The 14968-nt window shown below is 72.9% G+C and carries 14 protein-coding genes and 1 riboswitch; of the genes, 6 read left to right on the forward strand and 8 right to left on the reverse strand.

Features of this window, described 5'->3' with window-relative positions; all coding sequences use genetic code 11:
* Positions 1-353 precede the first annotated feature (353 nt).
* The 3 genes from ACFC1T_RS15915 to thrC all read right to left on the reverse strand — a co-directional run bounded on the left by ACFC1T_RS15915 (position 354) and on the right by thrC (position 2692).
* A complete protein-coding gene (locus ACFC1T_RS15915) occupies positions 354-557 on the reverse strand; it encodes a cold-shock protein (RefSeq protein WP_030289665.1) in 204 nt (67 codons plus the stop codon).
* 547 nt (positions 558-1104) lie between these two features.
* Complete coding sequence (locus tag ACFC1T_RS15920; protein WP_375888691.1) at positions 1105-1383, reverse strand: MoaD/ThiS family protein; 279 nt, start codon at positions 1381-1383, stop codon at positions 1105-1107.
* 28 nt (positions 1384-1411) lie between these two features.
* Entirely contained in the window at positions 1412-2692 is a 1281-nt protein-coding gene (gene thrC / locus ACFC1T_RS15925) for a threonine synthase (RefSeq protein WP_375888693.1), read from the reverse strand.
* A gap of 17 nt (positions 2693-2709) precedes the next feature.
* Positions 2710-2845, reverse strand: a riboswitch (SAM riboswitch).
* Between the two features lie 149 nt (positions 2846-2994).
* On the opposite strand from thrC, the gene ACFC1T_RS15930 reads away from it, so the two are divergent.
* Positions 2995-3999, forward strand: a complete 1005-nt coding sequence (locus tag ACFC1T_RS15930; RefSeq protein ID WP_375888696.1) for a glucosyl-3-phosphoglycerate synthase — start codon at positions 2995-2997, stop codon at positions 3997-3999.
* Positions 4000-4037: 38 nt separating this feature from the next.
* Positions 4038-5504 carry a trehalose-6-phosphate synthase gene (locus ACFC1T_RS15935; RefSeq protein WP_375888699.1) on the forward strand — a complete coding sequence of 489 codons (1467 nt, stop codon included), beginning with the start codon at positions 4038-4040 and terminating at the stop codon, positions 5502-5504.
* On the opposite strand, the gene otsB is transcribed toward ACFC1T_RS15935, so the two are convergent.
* Both otsB and ACFC1T_RS15945 read right to left on the reverse strand, forming a co-directional pair.
* A complete protein-coding gene (gene otsB / locus ACFC1T_RS15940) occupies positions 5491-6330 on the reverse strand; it encodes a trehalose-phosphatase (RefSeq protein ID WP_375888702.1) in 840 nt (279 codons plus the stop codon). The two genes, ACFC1T_RS15935 and otsB, sit on opposite strands and share 14 nt — an antisense overlap.
* Positions 6331-6518: 188 nt before the next feature.
* Positions 6519-6755, reverse strand: a complete 237-nt coding sequence (locus tag ACFC1T_RS15945; protein ID WP_375888705.1) for a DUF3263 domain-containing protein — start codon at positions 6753-6755, stop codon at positions 6519-6521.
* A gap of 122 nt (positions 6756-6877) precedes the next feature.
* On the opposite strand from ACFC1T_RS15945, the gene ACFC1T_RS15950 reads away from it, so the two are divergent.
* Positions 6878-7222 (forward strand): cupin domain-containing protein, encoded by a 345-nt coding sequence (locus ACFC1T_RS15950; RefSeq protein ID WP_375888707.1) that lies wholly within the window; start codon positions 6878-6880, stop codon positions 7220-7222.
* Between the two features lie 53 nt (positions 7223-7275).
* On the opposite strand, the gene ACFC1T_RS15955 is transcribed toward ACFC1T_RS15950, so the two are convergent.
* Positions 7276-8514, reverse strand: a complete 1239-nt coding sequence (locus tag ACFC1T_RS15955) for an extracellular solute-binding protein (RefSeq protein WP_375888710.1) — start codon at positions 8512-8514, stop codon at positions 7276-7278.
* A 348-nt stretch (positions 8515-8862) separates the two neighbouring features.
* Between ACFC1T_RS15955 and ACFC1T_RS15960 the strand changes: the two genes are divergently transcribed.
* Both ACFC1T_RS15960 and nagA read left to right on the forward strand, forming a co-directional pair.
* Complete coding sequence (locus tag ACFC1T_RS15960) at positions 8863-9795, forward strand: ROK family protein (protein WP_375888712.1); 933 nt, start codon at positions 8863-8865, stop codon at positions 9793-9795.
* A complete protein-coding gene (gene nagA / locus ACFC1T_RS15965; RefSeq protein ID WP_375888714.1) occupies positions 9792-10988 on the forward strand; it encodes an N-acetylglucosamine-6-phosphate deacetylase in 1197 nt (398 codons plus the stop codon). The genes ACFC1T_RS15960 and nagA overlap by 4 nt, the downstream gene beginning before the upstream one ends.
* Positions 10989-11051: 63 nt before the next feature.
* Here nagA and ACFC1T_RS15970 read toward each other — a convergent pair whose 3' ends face one another.
* Positions 11052-12038 (reverse strand): carbohydrate-binding protein, encoded by a 987-nt coding sequence (locus ACFC1T_RS15970; RefSeq protein WP_375888717.1) that lies wholly within the window; start codon positions 12036-12038, stop codon positions 11052-11054.
* A 198-nt stretch (positions 12039-12236) separates the two neighbouring features.
* Complete coding sequence (locus ACFC1T_RS15975; RefSeq protein ID WP_375888720.1) at positions 12237-14033, reverse strand: diguanylate cyclase domain-containing protein; 1797 nt, start codon at positions 14031-14033, stop codon at positions 12237-12239.
* 368 nt (positions 14034-14401) lie between these two features.
* On the opposite strand from ACFC1T_RS15975, the gene ACFC1T_RS15980 reads away from it, so the two are divergent.
* Complete coding sequence (locus ACFC1T_RS15980) at positions 14402-14929, forward strand: flavin reductase family protein (RefSeq protein ID WP_375888722.1); 528 nt, start codon at positions 14402-14404, stop codon at positions 14927-14929.
* Positions 14930-14968: the final 39 nt, after the last annotated feature.

Below are 14968 nucleotides of genomic sequence, written 5' to 3' on the forward strand. Positions count from 1 at the left end.
AAGTGGTCCTCCGGGACACGGTCGACTGCTCGGACCAAGGGGTGCCCGCGACGGACGGCCCTGGTGTGCGGAGGTCCATTCCCCTGCCGCTCCCGGGGGCCTCACCGACCCGGTCCGCTGTCACTCTCACACTGTGAGTGCTAACGCCAATGATTAGCACTCCGGGTGGTCGAGTGCAAGCCCCACGGCCGACCCGCGAGCCGCCGCCCACCCCCGCCCACCCCCGCCCGGCACCCCGGACGGCCCGGCGCGGGAACGCGAACGGGCCCGTACGACGCGTGTCGTACGGGCCCGTCGAGAAGCGAGTGGTCACCAGCCGTGGGCCGCGCCGAGCTCCTGGGTTCCGGAAGAGGTCAGACCGCCGCGCGGACCATGTCCGCCTGCGGGCCCTTCTGTCCCTGGGAGATCTCGAACTCGACCCGCTGGCCCTCCTCGAGGGTGCGGTAGCCGTCCATCTGGATCGCGCTGTAGTGGACGAAGACGTCCGCACCACCGTCGACCGCGATGAAGCCGTAGCCCTTCTCCGCGTTGAACCACTTGACGGTGCCCTGAGCCATTCCGAACTCCCCTAGTGCTGTGCTGGCCCTTCACGGGCCAGCAGGTCGCGGGCCCGGGTCTGGTTTGAAGGCCGGCCCGGGGAACCCCCCCTGGACGCAGCCGTGCACGCCGCAATCCTCCGCACGGGGGCGCCGGACGGCTTCCGTGAGCGGTTGATTACGTCGACCGCCGCTGAATGTATCCGGATCGACGCCCTCTGCAACAGGGTCCGCCGCCGGGAATTCCGCAGCCCCGTCGAGAGACAAGAGCGAACAAACCGGGAGGAAATCGGCAATTAGCGCCGGACATAGCGGACGAATTACTCAAATGCCTGCAGGAATTCTGACATCTGCCTGACATGTTTCACCGCCCGGGCCCCGGGCCGGTCTCAGCGCCCGGACGGGCTCCGGCGAAGCACCCACCGCCGGAAGGGGAAGCCCTGTTCCCAGCAGAGCCACACTCTACTCCGACTCGGACCGAAAATATTCCCACCGAAATGCCGACGGCCGTCCGCGCGTACGGAGAGCGGAATTCCGTACGCGCGGACGGCCGGGAAGCGGGAACGGCTCAGCAGCCGCCGGCCACCGCCGGAATGATCGAAACGCTCGCACCGTCCGCGATCCCGGTCGCCAGACCCTCGGCGAACCGCACGTCGTCGTCGTTCACGTACACGTTGACGAAGCGGCGCAGCTTGCCGGTGTCGTCCAGGATCCGGGCCGCGATGCCCGCGTGGTTGCGCTCCAGGTCGGCGATGACCTCGCCCAGGGTGGCCCCCTCGGCGGGCACCTCGGCCGCACCGCCGGTGTAGGTGCGCAGGATGGTGGGGATGCGGACGTTGGCGCTCATGACTCTCCTAGCGGGGTGGGGGGGTGGATCAGACGGACGCGAGGCCGGCGGCGTGGAAGGAGTCCAGCGTCGGGCGGATGACGGCGGTCATGCCCGCCTCGGAGACGGCGTCCAGCGTCTTCAGGCCGTCCCCGGTGTTGATCGCGACGGTCTCCTTGGACGGGTCCAGCTGACCGGTCTCCACGAGCTTCTTCAACACGCCGACGGTCACCCCGCCCGCGGTCTCCGCGAAGATCCCCTCGGTCCGGGCCAGCAGCCGGATCGCCGCCACCACCTCCGCGTCCGTGACGTCCTCCACCGCGCCGCCGGTCCGGCGGGCGATGTCCAGCACGTACGGGCCGTCCGCCGGGTTGCCGATCGCCAGCGACTTGGCGATGGTGTCCGGCTTCACCGGCCTGATCACGTCCCGGCCGGCCTTGAACGCCGCCGACACCGGCGAGCAGCCCTCGGCCTGGGCGCCGAAGATCCGGTACGGCCGGTCCTCCACCAGGCCCAGCTTGATCAGCTCCTGCAGACCCTTGTCGATCTTCGTCAGCTGCGAGCCCGAGGCGATCGGGATGACGATCTGCTCCGGCAGCCGCCAGCCGAGCTGCTCGCAGATCTCGTAGGCCAGCGTCTTGGAGCCCTCGCCGTAGTACGGCCGCAGATTGACGTTGACGAAGCCCCAGCCCTCGCCGGCCGGGTCCCCGATCAGCTCCGAGCAGAACCGGTTCACGTCGTCGTAGTTGCCCTCGATGCCGACCAGCTCACCGCCGTACACCCCGGCCATCACGACCTTGCCCTGCTCCAGGTCGTGCGGGATGAACACGCAGGAGCGGAACCCGGCCCGGGCCGCCGCCGCACCCACCGCACCGGCCAGGTTGCCGGTCGACGAGCAGGACAGCGTGGTGTAGCCGAACGCCCGGGCCGCCTCGATCGCGCAGGCCACCACCCGGTCCTTGAACGAGTGCGTCGGGTTGCCCGAGTCGTCCTTGACGTGCAGCTGGGCGGTGAACCCGAGCTCCCGGCCCAGGTTGTCCGCCTTCACCAGCGGGGTCCAGCCGGGGTTCAGGTTGGGCTTCGAGGCGACGTCGGCCGGCACCGGCAGCAGCGGCGCGTACCGCCAGATGGACGCGGGGCCGGACTCGATCCGCTTGCGCAGCTCCTCGGCGCGCTCGCTGCCGAACTCGTAGGCGATCTCCAGCGGCCCGAAGCACTCCACACAGGCGAAGCTGGGGCCGAGCGGGAAGCGGGTTCCGCACTCCCGACAGGACAGGGCGGCGGCGGGGCCGAGGTCGACGGAAACAGGTGCGGCGATGTCGATAGCCATGATGGCGGAGGCCTCTCTCCTCATCTTCCCCGCGGCGCGGTCGCGCCACAGGCCGGAATTGGCACCTGTCCCGCCGGGGCCTGTCAACGACAGCCGAGCGAGAAGGTTGCCGGGACGTCAACGGGCCGTTCCCTCAGTCCCTCTGGATGAGCTTGTGAAATTGTGGTGGTGCGCAGCGGCGACCCCGGCGTGCAAAGGTCCGACCGCTGTACGAAGACTGTATCCGAAGGCGCCAACCCTGAACGGGACCGTCCGCCAAGCGAGATGACCCGTCCCACCCGATCCCGCCGAGGAGAGTCACCGTGCCCGCCGAACCGACCCACGCCCTCCTCCCACAGGCGGCGTCCTGGCTCCGCCGCCGCTCGTGGAGCGCGGCCGAGCGGCCGGTCGACGCCCTCCTCGCCGCCAAACGGCGTACCGGCCGGACGGTCAGCGTCGTCCTCCCCGCCCTCGACGAGGAGGCCACCGTCGGCGACATCGTCCGCACCGTCCGGCGCGAGCTCATGGACCGGATCCCGCTCGTCGACGAACTCGTCGTGGTCGACTCCGGCTCCACCGACGCCACCGCCGCCGTCGCCGCCGAGGCCGGCGCCCGGGTGGAACACCGCGACCGGATCCTCCCCCGGCTGCCCGCCGTCCCCGGCAAGGGCGAGGTGCTCTGGCGCTCCCTTCTGGTCACCCACGGCGACATCGTCTGCTTCATCGACGCCGACCTGCGCGAGTTCGACCCGGCCTTCGTCTCCGGCATCGTCGGCCCGCTGCTCACCGACCCCGGCATCCACCTGGTCAAGGCCATGTACGACCGCCCGCTCGAGACCGAAAGCGGCGCGATCGTCCCGGCCGGCGGCGGCCGGGTCACCGAACTCGTCGCCCGCCCCCTGCTCAACCTCCACTGGCCGGAACTCGCCGGCTTCGTCCAGCCCCTCGGCGGCGAGTACGCGGCCCGCCGCTCACTGCTCGAACGGCTGCCCTTCCCCACCGGCTACGGCGTCGAACTCGGCCTCCTGGTCGACGCCCTGGACCAGGTCGGCCTCGACGCGCTGGCCCAGGTCGACGTCGGCGTGCGGCACCACCGCCACCAGGACGGCCAGGCCCTCGGCCGGATGGCCGCCACCATCTACCGCACCGCCCTGGAACGCCTCGACCGCTCCCACCGCCTCAAGGCCTCCGCCGACCTCGTCCACCCCCACCTCACCCAGTTCACCCGCGACCCCCACACCCGCGCCTTCACCGCCCACACCCACCCCGTGACGGCCCTGGAACGCCCCCCGATGCACACCGTCCCGGAATACGCCACCCGCCGTTGACGGGTTTGCCGCCCCGACCCCCCGGCAACATCCCAACCATGGGCGATCTCACGACCGAACGTTCGAGTGCGACCGGAACCGCCCCCGTCCTGGTGGCCTCCAACCGGGGACCGGTGTCCTTCGGCACCGCCGACGACGGCACGCTGACCCTGCGCCGCGGCGGCGGGGGCCTGGTCTCCGGCCTGTCCGCGATCGACGACCCCACCGCCGTCTGGGTCTGTGCCGCGCTGAGCGACGCCGACCGCAGAGCCGCCCGGGAGGCCCCCGCCGGCCGCCTCGACCTCGCCGGGCACGAGGTCGGCGGACAGGCCGTACGGATGCTCGACATCGACCCGGAGACCTTCGCCCGCGCCTACAACGGCGTCGCCAACTCCACCCTCTGGTTCGTCCACCACCTGCTCTACGCGACCCCCACCGCGCCCTCCTTCGACGCCGGCTTCCGCACCGAGTGGGCCGCCTACCAGGCGTACAACGCCGCCTTCGCCGACGCCCTCGCCGCCGAGGCCGCCCCGGGAGCCGCCGTCCTGGTCCAGGACTACCACCTCTCCCTCACCCCGGCGCTGCTCCGCGAAGCCCGCCCCGACCTGCGGATCGGCCACTTCTCCCACACCCCGTGGGCGCCGCCCGAGTACTACCGGCTGCTCCCCGACGACGTCGCCCGGGCCGTCCTGACCGGCATCCTCGGCGCCGACCGGGCCGGCTTCCTCACCGAACGCTGGGCCCGCGCCTTCGCCGCCTGCTGCGAGGACCTGCTCGGCGCCGCCTTCGACCCGGCCGCCCTCACCGTCACCCACGGGGGCCGCACCACCCACCTGGGCGTGCACGCCCTCGGCGCCGACGCCGACTTCCTGCGCGAACGCGCCCACCGCCCCGACGTCGACGAACGCCTCGCCGCCCTGCGCACCGCCGTCGGCGACCGCCGCACCATCGTCAGGGTCGACCGCACCGAGCTGAGCAAGAACATCGTCCGCGGCCTCCAGGCCTACCGGCACCTGCTCCGCACCCGCCCCGAGTGGCACGACCGGGTGGTCCACATCGCCTTCGCCTACCCGTCCCGGACCGACCTCGCCGAGTACCGCGACTACACCGCCGCCGTCGAACGCCTCGCGGCCGCCATCAACGCCGAGTTCGCCACCCCCGCCTGGCAGCCCCTGATCCTGCACGTCAACGACGACTTCCCGCGCAGCCTCGCCGCCTACCGCCTCGCCGACGTGGCCCTCGTCAACCCGATCCGGGACGGCATGAACCTGGTCGCCAAGGAGGTCCCGGTGGTCTCCGACCACGGCTGCGCCCTCGTCCTGTCCCGCGAGGCCGGCGCCCACGCCGAACTCGGCGACGACGCCCTCACCGTCAACCCGTACGACGTCATCGCCACCGCCGAGGCCCTGCACACCGGCCTCACCATGAGCCCCGGGGAACGCGCCGACCGCACCAAGCGCCTGGCCGCCGCGGCCACCGCGCTCCCCCCGCAGCAGTGGTTCCTCGACCAGCTCAACGCCCTCTGAGGGCCTCCCCCAGCGCCCCCAACAGCTCCACCACCCCGTCGGGCCCGTCGACCACCACGTCCGCCAGGTCGGCGAGCTCCCGCACCGGCGCGTCCCCCACCGCGCCGGCACACACCAACAGCCCGGCCAGCCCCTGCCCCCGCAACTCCTCCACCGCCCGGAACGCCGCCACGTCCCCCAGGTCGTCCCCCGCGTACAGCACCGCCCGCGCCCCGCGCTCGCGCAGGAACCCGGTCAGCGCCGCCCCCTTGTCCACCCCCGGCGGCCGCAACTCCAGCACCAGCCGCCCGGGCTCCACCACCAGCCCGTACTCGGCCGCCAACTCCCCCACCGGTCCGCGCAACGACTCCAGCGCCCGCTCCGGCTCCGCCGTACGCCGCGTGTGCACCGCCACCGAGCGCCCCTTGTCCTCCACCCACGTCCCCTCGGGCGCCCCCACCCGCTCCAACACCCCCGGCAACGCGCCCCGCACCCCGGCCACCCCCGGATGCACCTCCGGCGCCGAGAGCTCACCCGCCTCCCACCGCTCGGCCCCGTAGTGCCCCAGCACCACCAGCCCCGGCACCCCGGCGAACCCCCCGTACTCCGCCGCCAACCCCGCCGGCCGCCCGGTCACGACCACGACGGCCCCCACCACCGCCGCCAACCCCCGCAACGCCCCCACCACGCCCGGATGCGCCCGCGCCCGCGAGGGATCCGCCACGATCGGCGCCAACGTCCCGTCGAAGTCCAGGGCGACCACCGCCTCACCGGGCGCCGCCAGAACCGCCCGCAACCCGTCCCGCCCGGCCTCGGTCGCCGGCACCACCATCTCGTCAAGACCCATACCGACACCCATACCCCGCCCCGGAACCGGCACCCCCACCCCGGCCCCGCGCAGGGCGAAGCCCGCACCCACCCCACCCACAGCACCCCCTCCCCCTCCCCACCCGACCGAGGCGAGAGGGACGCGCTGCCGGACCCACCCACCCTCCCGAAAGCCCCCCACCCACCAACAGCCCCGCGCAGCGGCCGTCACCGCGCCCCCCGCCGCCCCTCCCGCACCCGCCGCAACCGATTCACCAGCACCGGCGCGAACGCCAACGCCTCCTCCCGGTCCAACAACCCGTTCAGCACCTGGTAGTACCGCGTGGAGGAGAGCCCCAGCTCCTCCCGGATCGCCCGCTCCTTGGCCCCCGCCGTCCGCCACTGCCGCCCCTCCAGCGCCAGCACCGCCCGGTCCCGCTCACTCAGCCCACTCGGCTCGCCCACCACGCACCACCTCCGCACATCCCCCCGCATCCCCCACGGACCTACGAAGTGTCATTCTCGGACGCGCCCCCGACACACTCTGCCCCCCACCCCGGTGCCCCCGCCCGGCTAGCGTCACCCCCATGACCAGCTTCGCCGTCCACATCCCCACCGCCGACCTCGACCCCGAGCCCCTCGACCCGTCCCAGATCGTCTCCGGCACCCCCGAGGTCACCGGAAAGGTCCTCGCCGAGTCCCCCGACGGCCGCCAGCTGCGCGGCATCTGGCAGATCACCCCGGGCGTGGTCACCGACGTCGAGGCCGACGAGATGTTCGTGGTGCTGAGCGGCCGGGCCACCATCGAGATCGAGGGCGGCCCGACCCTGTCCGTCGGCCCCGGCGACTGCGCCGTCCTGCGCGAGGGCGACCGCACCACCTGGACGGTCCACGAGACCCTCCGCAAGGCCTACGCGATCACGCTCCCCTGACCCCGCCCCGGCACCGGCCCTCGCGGTGAGCCCCCCGCCCCCGGCAGGGGGCCTCACTGCTTGCGGACCCGGCCCGCTTCCTTCATCGCCGCGTCCTGCAGCCCCTGCAGCACCTGCTTCGGGTCCCCGGTCACGGCCTGCCCGATCCCCGTCTTGATCCGGTTGCTGACCTCACCCCAGGCCGGGTCCCCGAACGGGTAGAAGCTGGCGTTGGTCAGCCCCACCGCGAACTGCTTGAGGTCCTCGTGCTTGGGGTCCGAGGACATCTGGTTGAAGGCGTCCTGGGTCACCGGCAGCAGGTTGTACTGCTCGTCGAACTTGAGCTGGTAGTCCTTGGTGTAGACGAAGGACAGGAACTTCTTGATCTCGTTCTTGTGCCCGTTGGCCTTGAACGCCATCATCCAGTCCGCGACGCCGAGGCTCCCGGTCCTCCCCACGCCGTCCTTCTTCGGGATGACCGCCGTCCCGAAGTCGATCTTCCCGGCGGACGCCATCCGCAGCAGGGTCGGGTGCCCGTTGAGCATCGCGACCTTCCCGGAGGCGAAGTCCTGGAACACCGGCGTGCGGTTCATCTTGCCGGGGTCCGGGTACGTCAGCCCGGTGCTGACCAGGTTGTTCTTGAGCCAGGTGAAGGTCGCCTGGTTCTGGTCGCTGTCGATGGTGTAGTTGCCGACGTCGTCCGAGAGCGAGCCGCCCCCGCTCAGCGTCCACAGCATCGACTCGGCCGGCGCCTCCTCGGGCCCCAGCGGCAGCCCGTACGGGGTCACCCCGGGCACCTTGGCCTTGATCTTCTCGGCCGCGGCCCGCAGCTCGTTCCAGGTGGTCGGCGGCTGGGTGATCCCGGCCTGCTTGAAGATCGCCTTGTTGTAGAAGAGCACCCGCGAGGAGGAGACGAAGGGGATCCCGTACTGGGTCCCCAGCACCTGCCCGGCGTGCGAGAAGTTGTCCATGAACTTGGCCTGGGTGTCCATCGAGAGGACGTCCGCGGCCGCGTACAGCCGGTCCGCCGCGACCTGCTCGGCGAAGCCGCCGGTCTGCAGCAGGTCGGGCGACTTCCCGGCCGCGATCATGTCGTCGACCTTCTTGCCGATGTCGGTCCAGCTGTCGACCTCGACCTGGACCTTGATGCCGGGGTTGGCCGCCTCGAAGGCCTTGGAGACCTCGTCCCAGTAGTGCTTGGAGCCGGTCTCGGCGTTCTCCCCGTAGTCCGCGGCGACCAGTTTGAGCGTGACCGGCCCGTCGCCCTGCCCGCTGCACGCGCTGACCGTGGTGAGCACCAGTGCTCCGGCCAACGCCGTACCGAGCACACGGAGGGAAACGTGGGCGCGCCTGTCCAACGCGGGTACCGCCTTCAGAGGGAACTACAGCCGGACGAGGGAATCCGGCAGGGGGGAGCGCCACACTCCCAAACCGCTCGCACACTGGTCCACACCACTCGCCCCCGCCCGTCGAGTAGTTACCGAAGTGCCCTGGTTCATTGCACGATGCGCAACAACAGGCGAACGGAGGCCCTCAGCCGGACTCCGGGGCACAAAGCCGCGCACACCGCCGCAGCCGAGACAAAGCTCACCCAGTATGGACCAGACCAATCCGACAACTGGACTAGACCTCTTCGACCCGACCAAGGGAAACTGTCCTCCGTGAAGCACGTCATCGCACTCGATGTAGGCGGCACCGGCATGAAGGCCGCGCTGCTCGCCCAGGACGGCTCCGTGCTGTTCGAAGCACGCCGACCGACCGGGCGGGAACACGGCACCGACGCCGTCGTCGCCGCCATCCTCGGCTTCGCCGCCGACCTCGCCGACGAGGGCCGCGCCCGCTTCGGGCACGCCCCGCTGGCGGCCGGCGTGGCCGTGCCCGGCACGATCGACGAGAAGAACGGGATCGCGGTCTTCTCCGCCAACCTCGGCTGGCGCGACCTCCCGCTGCGCGAGCTGCTCGGCGAGCGCCTCGGGGGCCTGCCGGTCGCCCTCGGCCACGACGTGCGCTCCGGCGGGCTGGCCGAAGGGCGGATCGGCGCGGGTCAGGGCGTCGACCGCTTCCTGTTCGTCGCCCTCGGCACCGGCATCGCCGGCGCCATCGGCATCGGCGGCCGGATCGAGGCCGGCGCGCACGGCTTCGGCGGCGAGATCGGCCACGTCGTGGTCCGCCCCGGCGGCCCGCAGTGCGGCTGCGGCGCCCGCGGCTGCCTGGAGACGCTGGCCTCCGCCTCGGCCGTCTCCCGCGCCTGGGCCGAGGCCAGCGGTGACCCCGACGCCGACGCGGCATCCTGCGCCGCCGCGGTGGACGCCGGGGACGACCGCGCCCGCGCCGTCTGGCAGGACGCGGTCGACGCGCTGGCCGACGGCATCGTGCTGGCCCAGAGCCTGCTCGACCCGTCCACGGTCATCGTCGGCGGCGGACTGGCCGAGGCCGGCGACACGCTCTTCACCCCGCTGCGCGCTGCGGTCACCGAGCGCCTGACCTTCCAGATGCCCCCGAAGGTCGTACCCGCCATGCTCAAAGACACCGCCGCGTCCCTGGGCGCCGGCCTGCTCGCCTGGGACCTGCTCTCGATGGAGGTGACCGCGTGACCAGCGCGGACCGTGACCGCACTGCCCTGTCCGGCGCCCGGCTCGTCCTGCCCGGCGGGGTCGTCGACGGCGGCCGCCTGGCCGTCCAGGGCGAGCGCATCGCCGCCCTCTCCCCCGCGGCGAGCGGCGGTGAAGCCGAACCGGGCGACCTCGACCTGACCGGCCACACCGTCGTCCCCGGCTTCGTCGACCTGCACGTCCACGGCGGCGGCGGCGCCTCCTACGCCTCCGGCATCGCCGAGGAGGCCCTGCACGCCGCCCGCACCCACCTCGCCCACGGCACCACCACCACCGTCGCCTCCACCGTCACCGGCGAGATCGACGAAGTCGCCCGCCAGGCCGCCGTCCTCTCCGAACTCGCCGAGGACGGCACCCTCGCCGGCGTCCACTTCGAGGGCCCCTTCATCTCCCACAACCGCTGCGGCGCCCACCGCCCCGACCTGCTGCGCAACCCCGACCCCGCCCTGGTGCGCAAACTCGTCGACGCCGCCCGCGGCCACGCCAGGATGGTCACCCTCGCCCCCGAACTCCCCGGCGGCCTCGACTCCGTCCGCATGCTCGCCGACCTCGGCGTCATCGCCGCCGTCGGCCACACCGACTCCGACTACGCCACCACCCTCGAAGCCATCGACGCCGGCGCCACCGTCGCCACCCACCTCTTCAACGCCATGCCCGGCATCGCCCACCGCGCCCCCGGCCCCATCGTCGCCCTCCTGGAGGACGAACGCGTCACCGTCGAACTCATCAACGACGGCGTCCACCTCCACCCCTCCGTCCTCGACCTCGCCTACGGCACCGCCGGCCCCGACCGGGTCGCCCTCATCACCGACGCCATGGGCGCCGCCGGCATGGGCGACGGCCTCTACCCCCTCGGCCCCCTCCAGGTCCGCGTCGAGAACGGCGTCGCCCGGCTGGTCGAGGGCGGCGCGATCGCCGGCTCCACGCTCACCCTGGACGTGGCCTTCAAGCGCTCGGTGACCGTCAACGGCCTGTCCCTCGCCCAGACCGTCGAGTCGCTCAGCGCCACCCCGGCCCGCCTGCTCGGCCTCGCCGACTCGGTCGGCTCCCTGGAGACCGGCAAGCTCGCCGACCTCGTCGTCCTCGACTCCGACACCTACGACCTGGTCGCCGTGATGCGCCGCGGCCGCTGGGCCGTCGGCGGCGACCGCTTCCCCACCGTCAGGTCGGCCTGAACAACGGCGACGGCCGCCCTCCCCCGGCGGGGGTGGGCGGCCGTCCGCGTTCTCGACCGGGCCTCAGCTGCTCGGTTCGACGGTGATCTGGTCGATCAGGATCGGCCCGGAGGGCACCGTGAAGCTGACCGAGTTCGCCCCGGCCTGGAACTGCGGCAGTATCCAGGTGGTGTACCAGGACGACGCCGGGTCCTTGCCGGGCGAGTAGTTCCGGTACGTCAGCCCGTTCGGCCAGTCCTTGCCGTTGACCGCGGCCGCGCCCTTCACGTCCCCGCCGGCGTTGTTGTAGTGCACGGTGAGCTTGTACGTGCCGGCCGCGGCGATCTGGCCGTTCCAGGTGACGGTGCCGCCCTGCTGGAGCGTCAGGTAGCTGCCGTCGGCGGACTTGGCGCCCTTGACGCTGTTGCCGGACGGCGCGTTCTGCCCCTGCAACTGGCCGGCGTCCACGGTCGCCGGGCCGGCCGAGACCGTGGCGCTCGCCGAGGGCGAGGCCGAGCCGGTCCCGCTCGGCGTCGCGGCACCGCTGGGCGCCGGCGGGGCGGCGCTGGTGGTGCCGCCCTTGGCGGTCTTGTCCGCGTCCGGGTCACCGGTGGAGAGCGCGATCCCGGCACCGATCGCGATCGCCGCGACCACGGCGACCGCACCGATCACGGCGCCCTTGCTCCGGCCGCTGCTCGGCCGCTCGTCCCCCGGCTGCGGCCGGGAGTGCTCGGCGTAGCGGGTCTGCTGGGCGGGCGCGCCGTACTCGGCCTGCGGCGGCACACCGGGCTGGCCGTACTGGCCCTGCGGGGGCATCCCCTGCTGGCCGTAGGGCGGCTGCGCGGGACCGGGCTGGCCGTACGGCGGCTGCTGGGCGCGCGGCGCACCGTACTGCGCCCGGCCGACCTCCATCGGGCGGCTGTACGACGTCCGGGGAACCCCCTGCTGCGGCTCGGCCGGCTGCCCGGTGGAGCCGTCGGCCGGCCGGTAGAGGTAGCCGAACGGGTCGTCGTCCTGTGGGGCACCGCCCCCCTGGCCCTCGGGCAATCCGTTGTCGCCGGCGGTCGTCACGGTGGTCTGTTCCCCCATCCGGTGTGCGCCGCGCGCGGGCGGCGCAGATCATGGACGCTGTCGTACCGGGCACCCTACCTGCCGTACCTGACAGCAGGAAAAGAACCCTTGACAACCCGTGGGTAACCTGCGCGTTCCCGGGCGCCCGGCGCCCACCCCCTCCCGCCGGCCGCTGAGCAGGCGCCGCGAGCCCCGTCGTCAGCCCGCGCGCCGGTGCGAGCGCTCGCCGCGCGCGCCCCGCACGGCCCCGCCCCGGGCCCGCTTCTCGTCGTACATCCGCTCGTCCGCGGTGTGCAGCACCTCTTCGATGCTCATCCCGCAGCCGGCCCAGCCCACCCCGAGGCTCACCCCGACCCGCATCGCCCGGCCGTCGATCCGCATCGGCGGGATGATCGCGTTGCGCAGCCGGTGGGCCAGGTCCTTGGCCTCCTCGCGGCCGATGCCGTCGGCCAGCACCACGAACTCGTCGCCGCCCAGCCGGGCCACCGTGTCGCCGTCCCGGACCGCCCCGCTCAGCCGCCGGGCGACCTCGACCAGCACCGAGTCGCCCGCGTTGTGGCCGAACCGGTCGTTGATCGACTTGAAGCCGTCCAGATCGCAGAAGAGCACCGCGAGCCCCTTGTCGGCCGGGGCCGCCGGGCCGGAGCGGAACGGCACCGACCAGGCCTCGCCGCTCGGCCCGTACTCGGCCGGCACCACGGCGTGCACGTGCTCCCCGTACCCCGCGCCGAGCCCGGGCGCCGGCCCGCCCTCCAGCGCGCCGTAGCCGTGCACCGGCCCCGGGTACGGGTCCACGCCCTCCAGGCCCTCGTACGCCGCGTGCGCGCTGTAGGTGTCGGCCGGGTAGGCGTACGGCTGCGGGTAGCCGACCTCGGCGGTCAGCGCGGGGGCGGCGGCGCCGACCGGCTGCGGCTCGGCGCAGAGCCGGCGGGCCAGCCGGGCCTTGAGCTCGGCGCCGTTGGGCAGGCCGGTGAGCGCGTCGTGGCTGGCCCGGTGGGCGAGCTGGAGTTCGTGGCGCTTGCGGTCCTCGATGTCCTCGACGTGGGTGAGCAGGAAGCTCGGGCCCTCGGCCGCGTCCGCCACGATCGAGTTGCGCAGGCAGACCCACTGGTAGCCGCCGTCCCGCCGGGACAGCCTCAGCTCCGCCCGGCCGCTCTCGGCGCTGGTGCGTTCCAACAGGGCCCGGTCCTCGGGGTGCACGAGGTCGGCGAAGCTCTGCTGGCGCAGCACCGCGCGGGGGCGGCCGAGCAGTCGACAGAGCGCGTCGTTGACCCTGGTCAGCTGGCCGCGCCCGGCGCCGTGGAGTTCGGTGATGGCCATCCCGCTGGGCGCGTACTCGAAGGCCTGCCGGAAGCTCTCCTCGCTGGCCCGCAGGGCCTGCTGCTCCTTCTCCAGCCGGGCCAGCGCGCGCTGCATCTCGGCCCGCAGCCGGGCGTTGCCGATCGCGATGGAGGCCTGCAGCGAGAACATCTCCAGGGCCTCGCGGGTCCACGCCCCGGGCCGCTTGCCGCTGCGCGGGCGGTCCACCGAGAGCACGCCGAGCAGGTCCCCGCCCGCGCTGTACATCGGGGCGAGCAGTCCGTCGGCGGGGTGCCAGTCGTTGGCGTAGACGGGCAGCGGTCCGTCGCCGATCCAGCGCGGGATGTCGCTGGCGACGGCCCAGCCGCGGTCGTACGGCAGGAAGCGCAGGGTGCCCCAGTGGTCGCTGACCCCGAGCAGCCGGTCCCAGGACTCCCGCGAGCCGACCTGGCCGAGCAGCACCGAGGGCCCGCCCATCGGGCTCTCCTCCAGCTCCCAGACGGCCGCCACCACCAGGTCGCCGTCCGGCCGGACCAGGCTGACCGCGGCGGCGTCGAAGCCGAGTCCGTGCACCGCGCCCTCGACGACGGCCTGCAGCGTGCCCGCCAGGCTGCGGGCAGCGTTGAGGTCCGCCACGACCCGGTGCAAGGTGCGGAGGGTCGCGAGACGGACGTACGGCTCCGACTCGGCTTCCATGCGGGGGCTCCCCGGCTGCTTCGGATAGTTCTTGATTGGTTATCGTCCGATTGCCAGAAGAACTGAATCACAGGGAGCACAGCGTTCGGCACGCTCGGTCAGCAATAGGCCGCCACTTGTGACTTAAATCACACAAGACTAATGCGCCCTTAATCAGTTCATCCGCCCCATAGCGGGACATAAACCGCCATCGGAACATTCCTGGTGGTCGACCACGGGGGCCGCGGACTCAAGCGGACTGCACCCGCCGGTACCCGCGCTTCACCCCTGGGAGTGACGGCGGCCCGCGGCGGGCACGACCCCCCGGCCGTGGTCCTACGACCACGGCCCGATGCCGTCACCCGGGAGCGACGACTACCGTGCGGTACGTGTATCCGTCCCCGCAGCCCGAAGCTGCCCCCCACGCCACGCCCGACGAGTTCCGGGCAGCCCTCTCCCAGCTCGCCGCCGGCGTGAGCCTGGTGACCGTCCACGACGAGGAGGACGGCGAGGACGTCGGCATGACCGCCACGTCCTTCCTCTCGGTGTCCCTGGACCCGCCGCTGGTGCTGGTCTCGGTCCGCGAGGACTCCCGGATGGACGAGGTGCTCTCCCGGAACGACACCTGGGCGGTCTCGGTGCTCACCGAGGGACAGAAGGCGCTCGGCTCCCGCTTCGCCATGAAGGGCCGGCTCAGCGACCGGCTGCTGTTCGCGGACACCCCGCACCACCGCGGCGCCCGCACCGGGGCCCCGCTGATCGAGGGCGCGCTGGCCACCGTCGAGTGCCGCACCGAACAGCGGATACCCGCGGGCGACCACACCCTGCTGATCGGCCGCGTGCTGGAAGCCGTGGTCCCCACCCCCGGCGGCCGCCCGCTGCTCTACTTCCGCGGCGGCTACCGCACGCTGGGCTGAAACGGTTCGCCAGGCGGCACTACCACCCGGCGGTCCGCC

The organism is Kitasatospora sp. NPDC056076 (genome assembly GCF_042266305.1).
Classification (GTDB): domain Bacteria; phylum Actinomycetota; class Actinomycetes; order Streptomycetales; family Streptomycetaceae; genus Kitasatospora.

Coding starts and splice junctions, on each gene's coding strand:
- ACFC1T_RS15975 (WP_375888720.1), bottom strand. CDS start 14,033: ATGGAAGCCGAGTCGGAGCCGTACGTCCGTCTCGCGACCCTCCGCACC.
- otsB (WP_375888702.1), bottom strand. CDS start 6,330: ATGGGTCTTGACGAGATGGTGGTGCCGGCGACCGAGGCCGGGCGGGAC.
- ACFC1T_RS15920 (WP_375888691.1), bottom strand. CDS start 1,383: ATGAGCGCCAACGTCCGCATCCCCACCATCCTGCGCACCTACACCGGC.
- ACFC1T_RS15915 (WP_030289665.1), bottom strand. CDS start 557: ATGGCTCAGGGCACCGTCAAGTGGTTCAACGCGGAGAAGGGCTACGGC.
- ACFC1T_RS15935 (WP_375888699.1), top strand. CDS start 4,038: ATGGGCGATCTCACGACCGAACGTTCGAGTGCGACCGGAACCGCCCCC.
- thrC (WP_375888693.1), bottom strand. CDS start 2,692: ATGGCTATCGACATCGCCGCACCTGTTTCCGTCGACCTCGGCCCCGCC.
- ACFC1T_RS15950 (WP_375888707.1), top strand. CDS start 6,878: ATGACCAGCTTCGCCGTCCACATCCCCACCGCCGACCTCGACCCCGAG.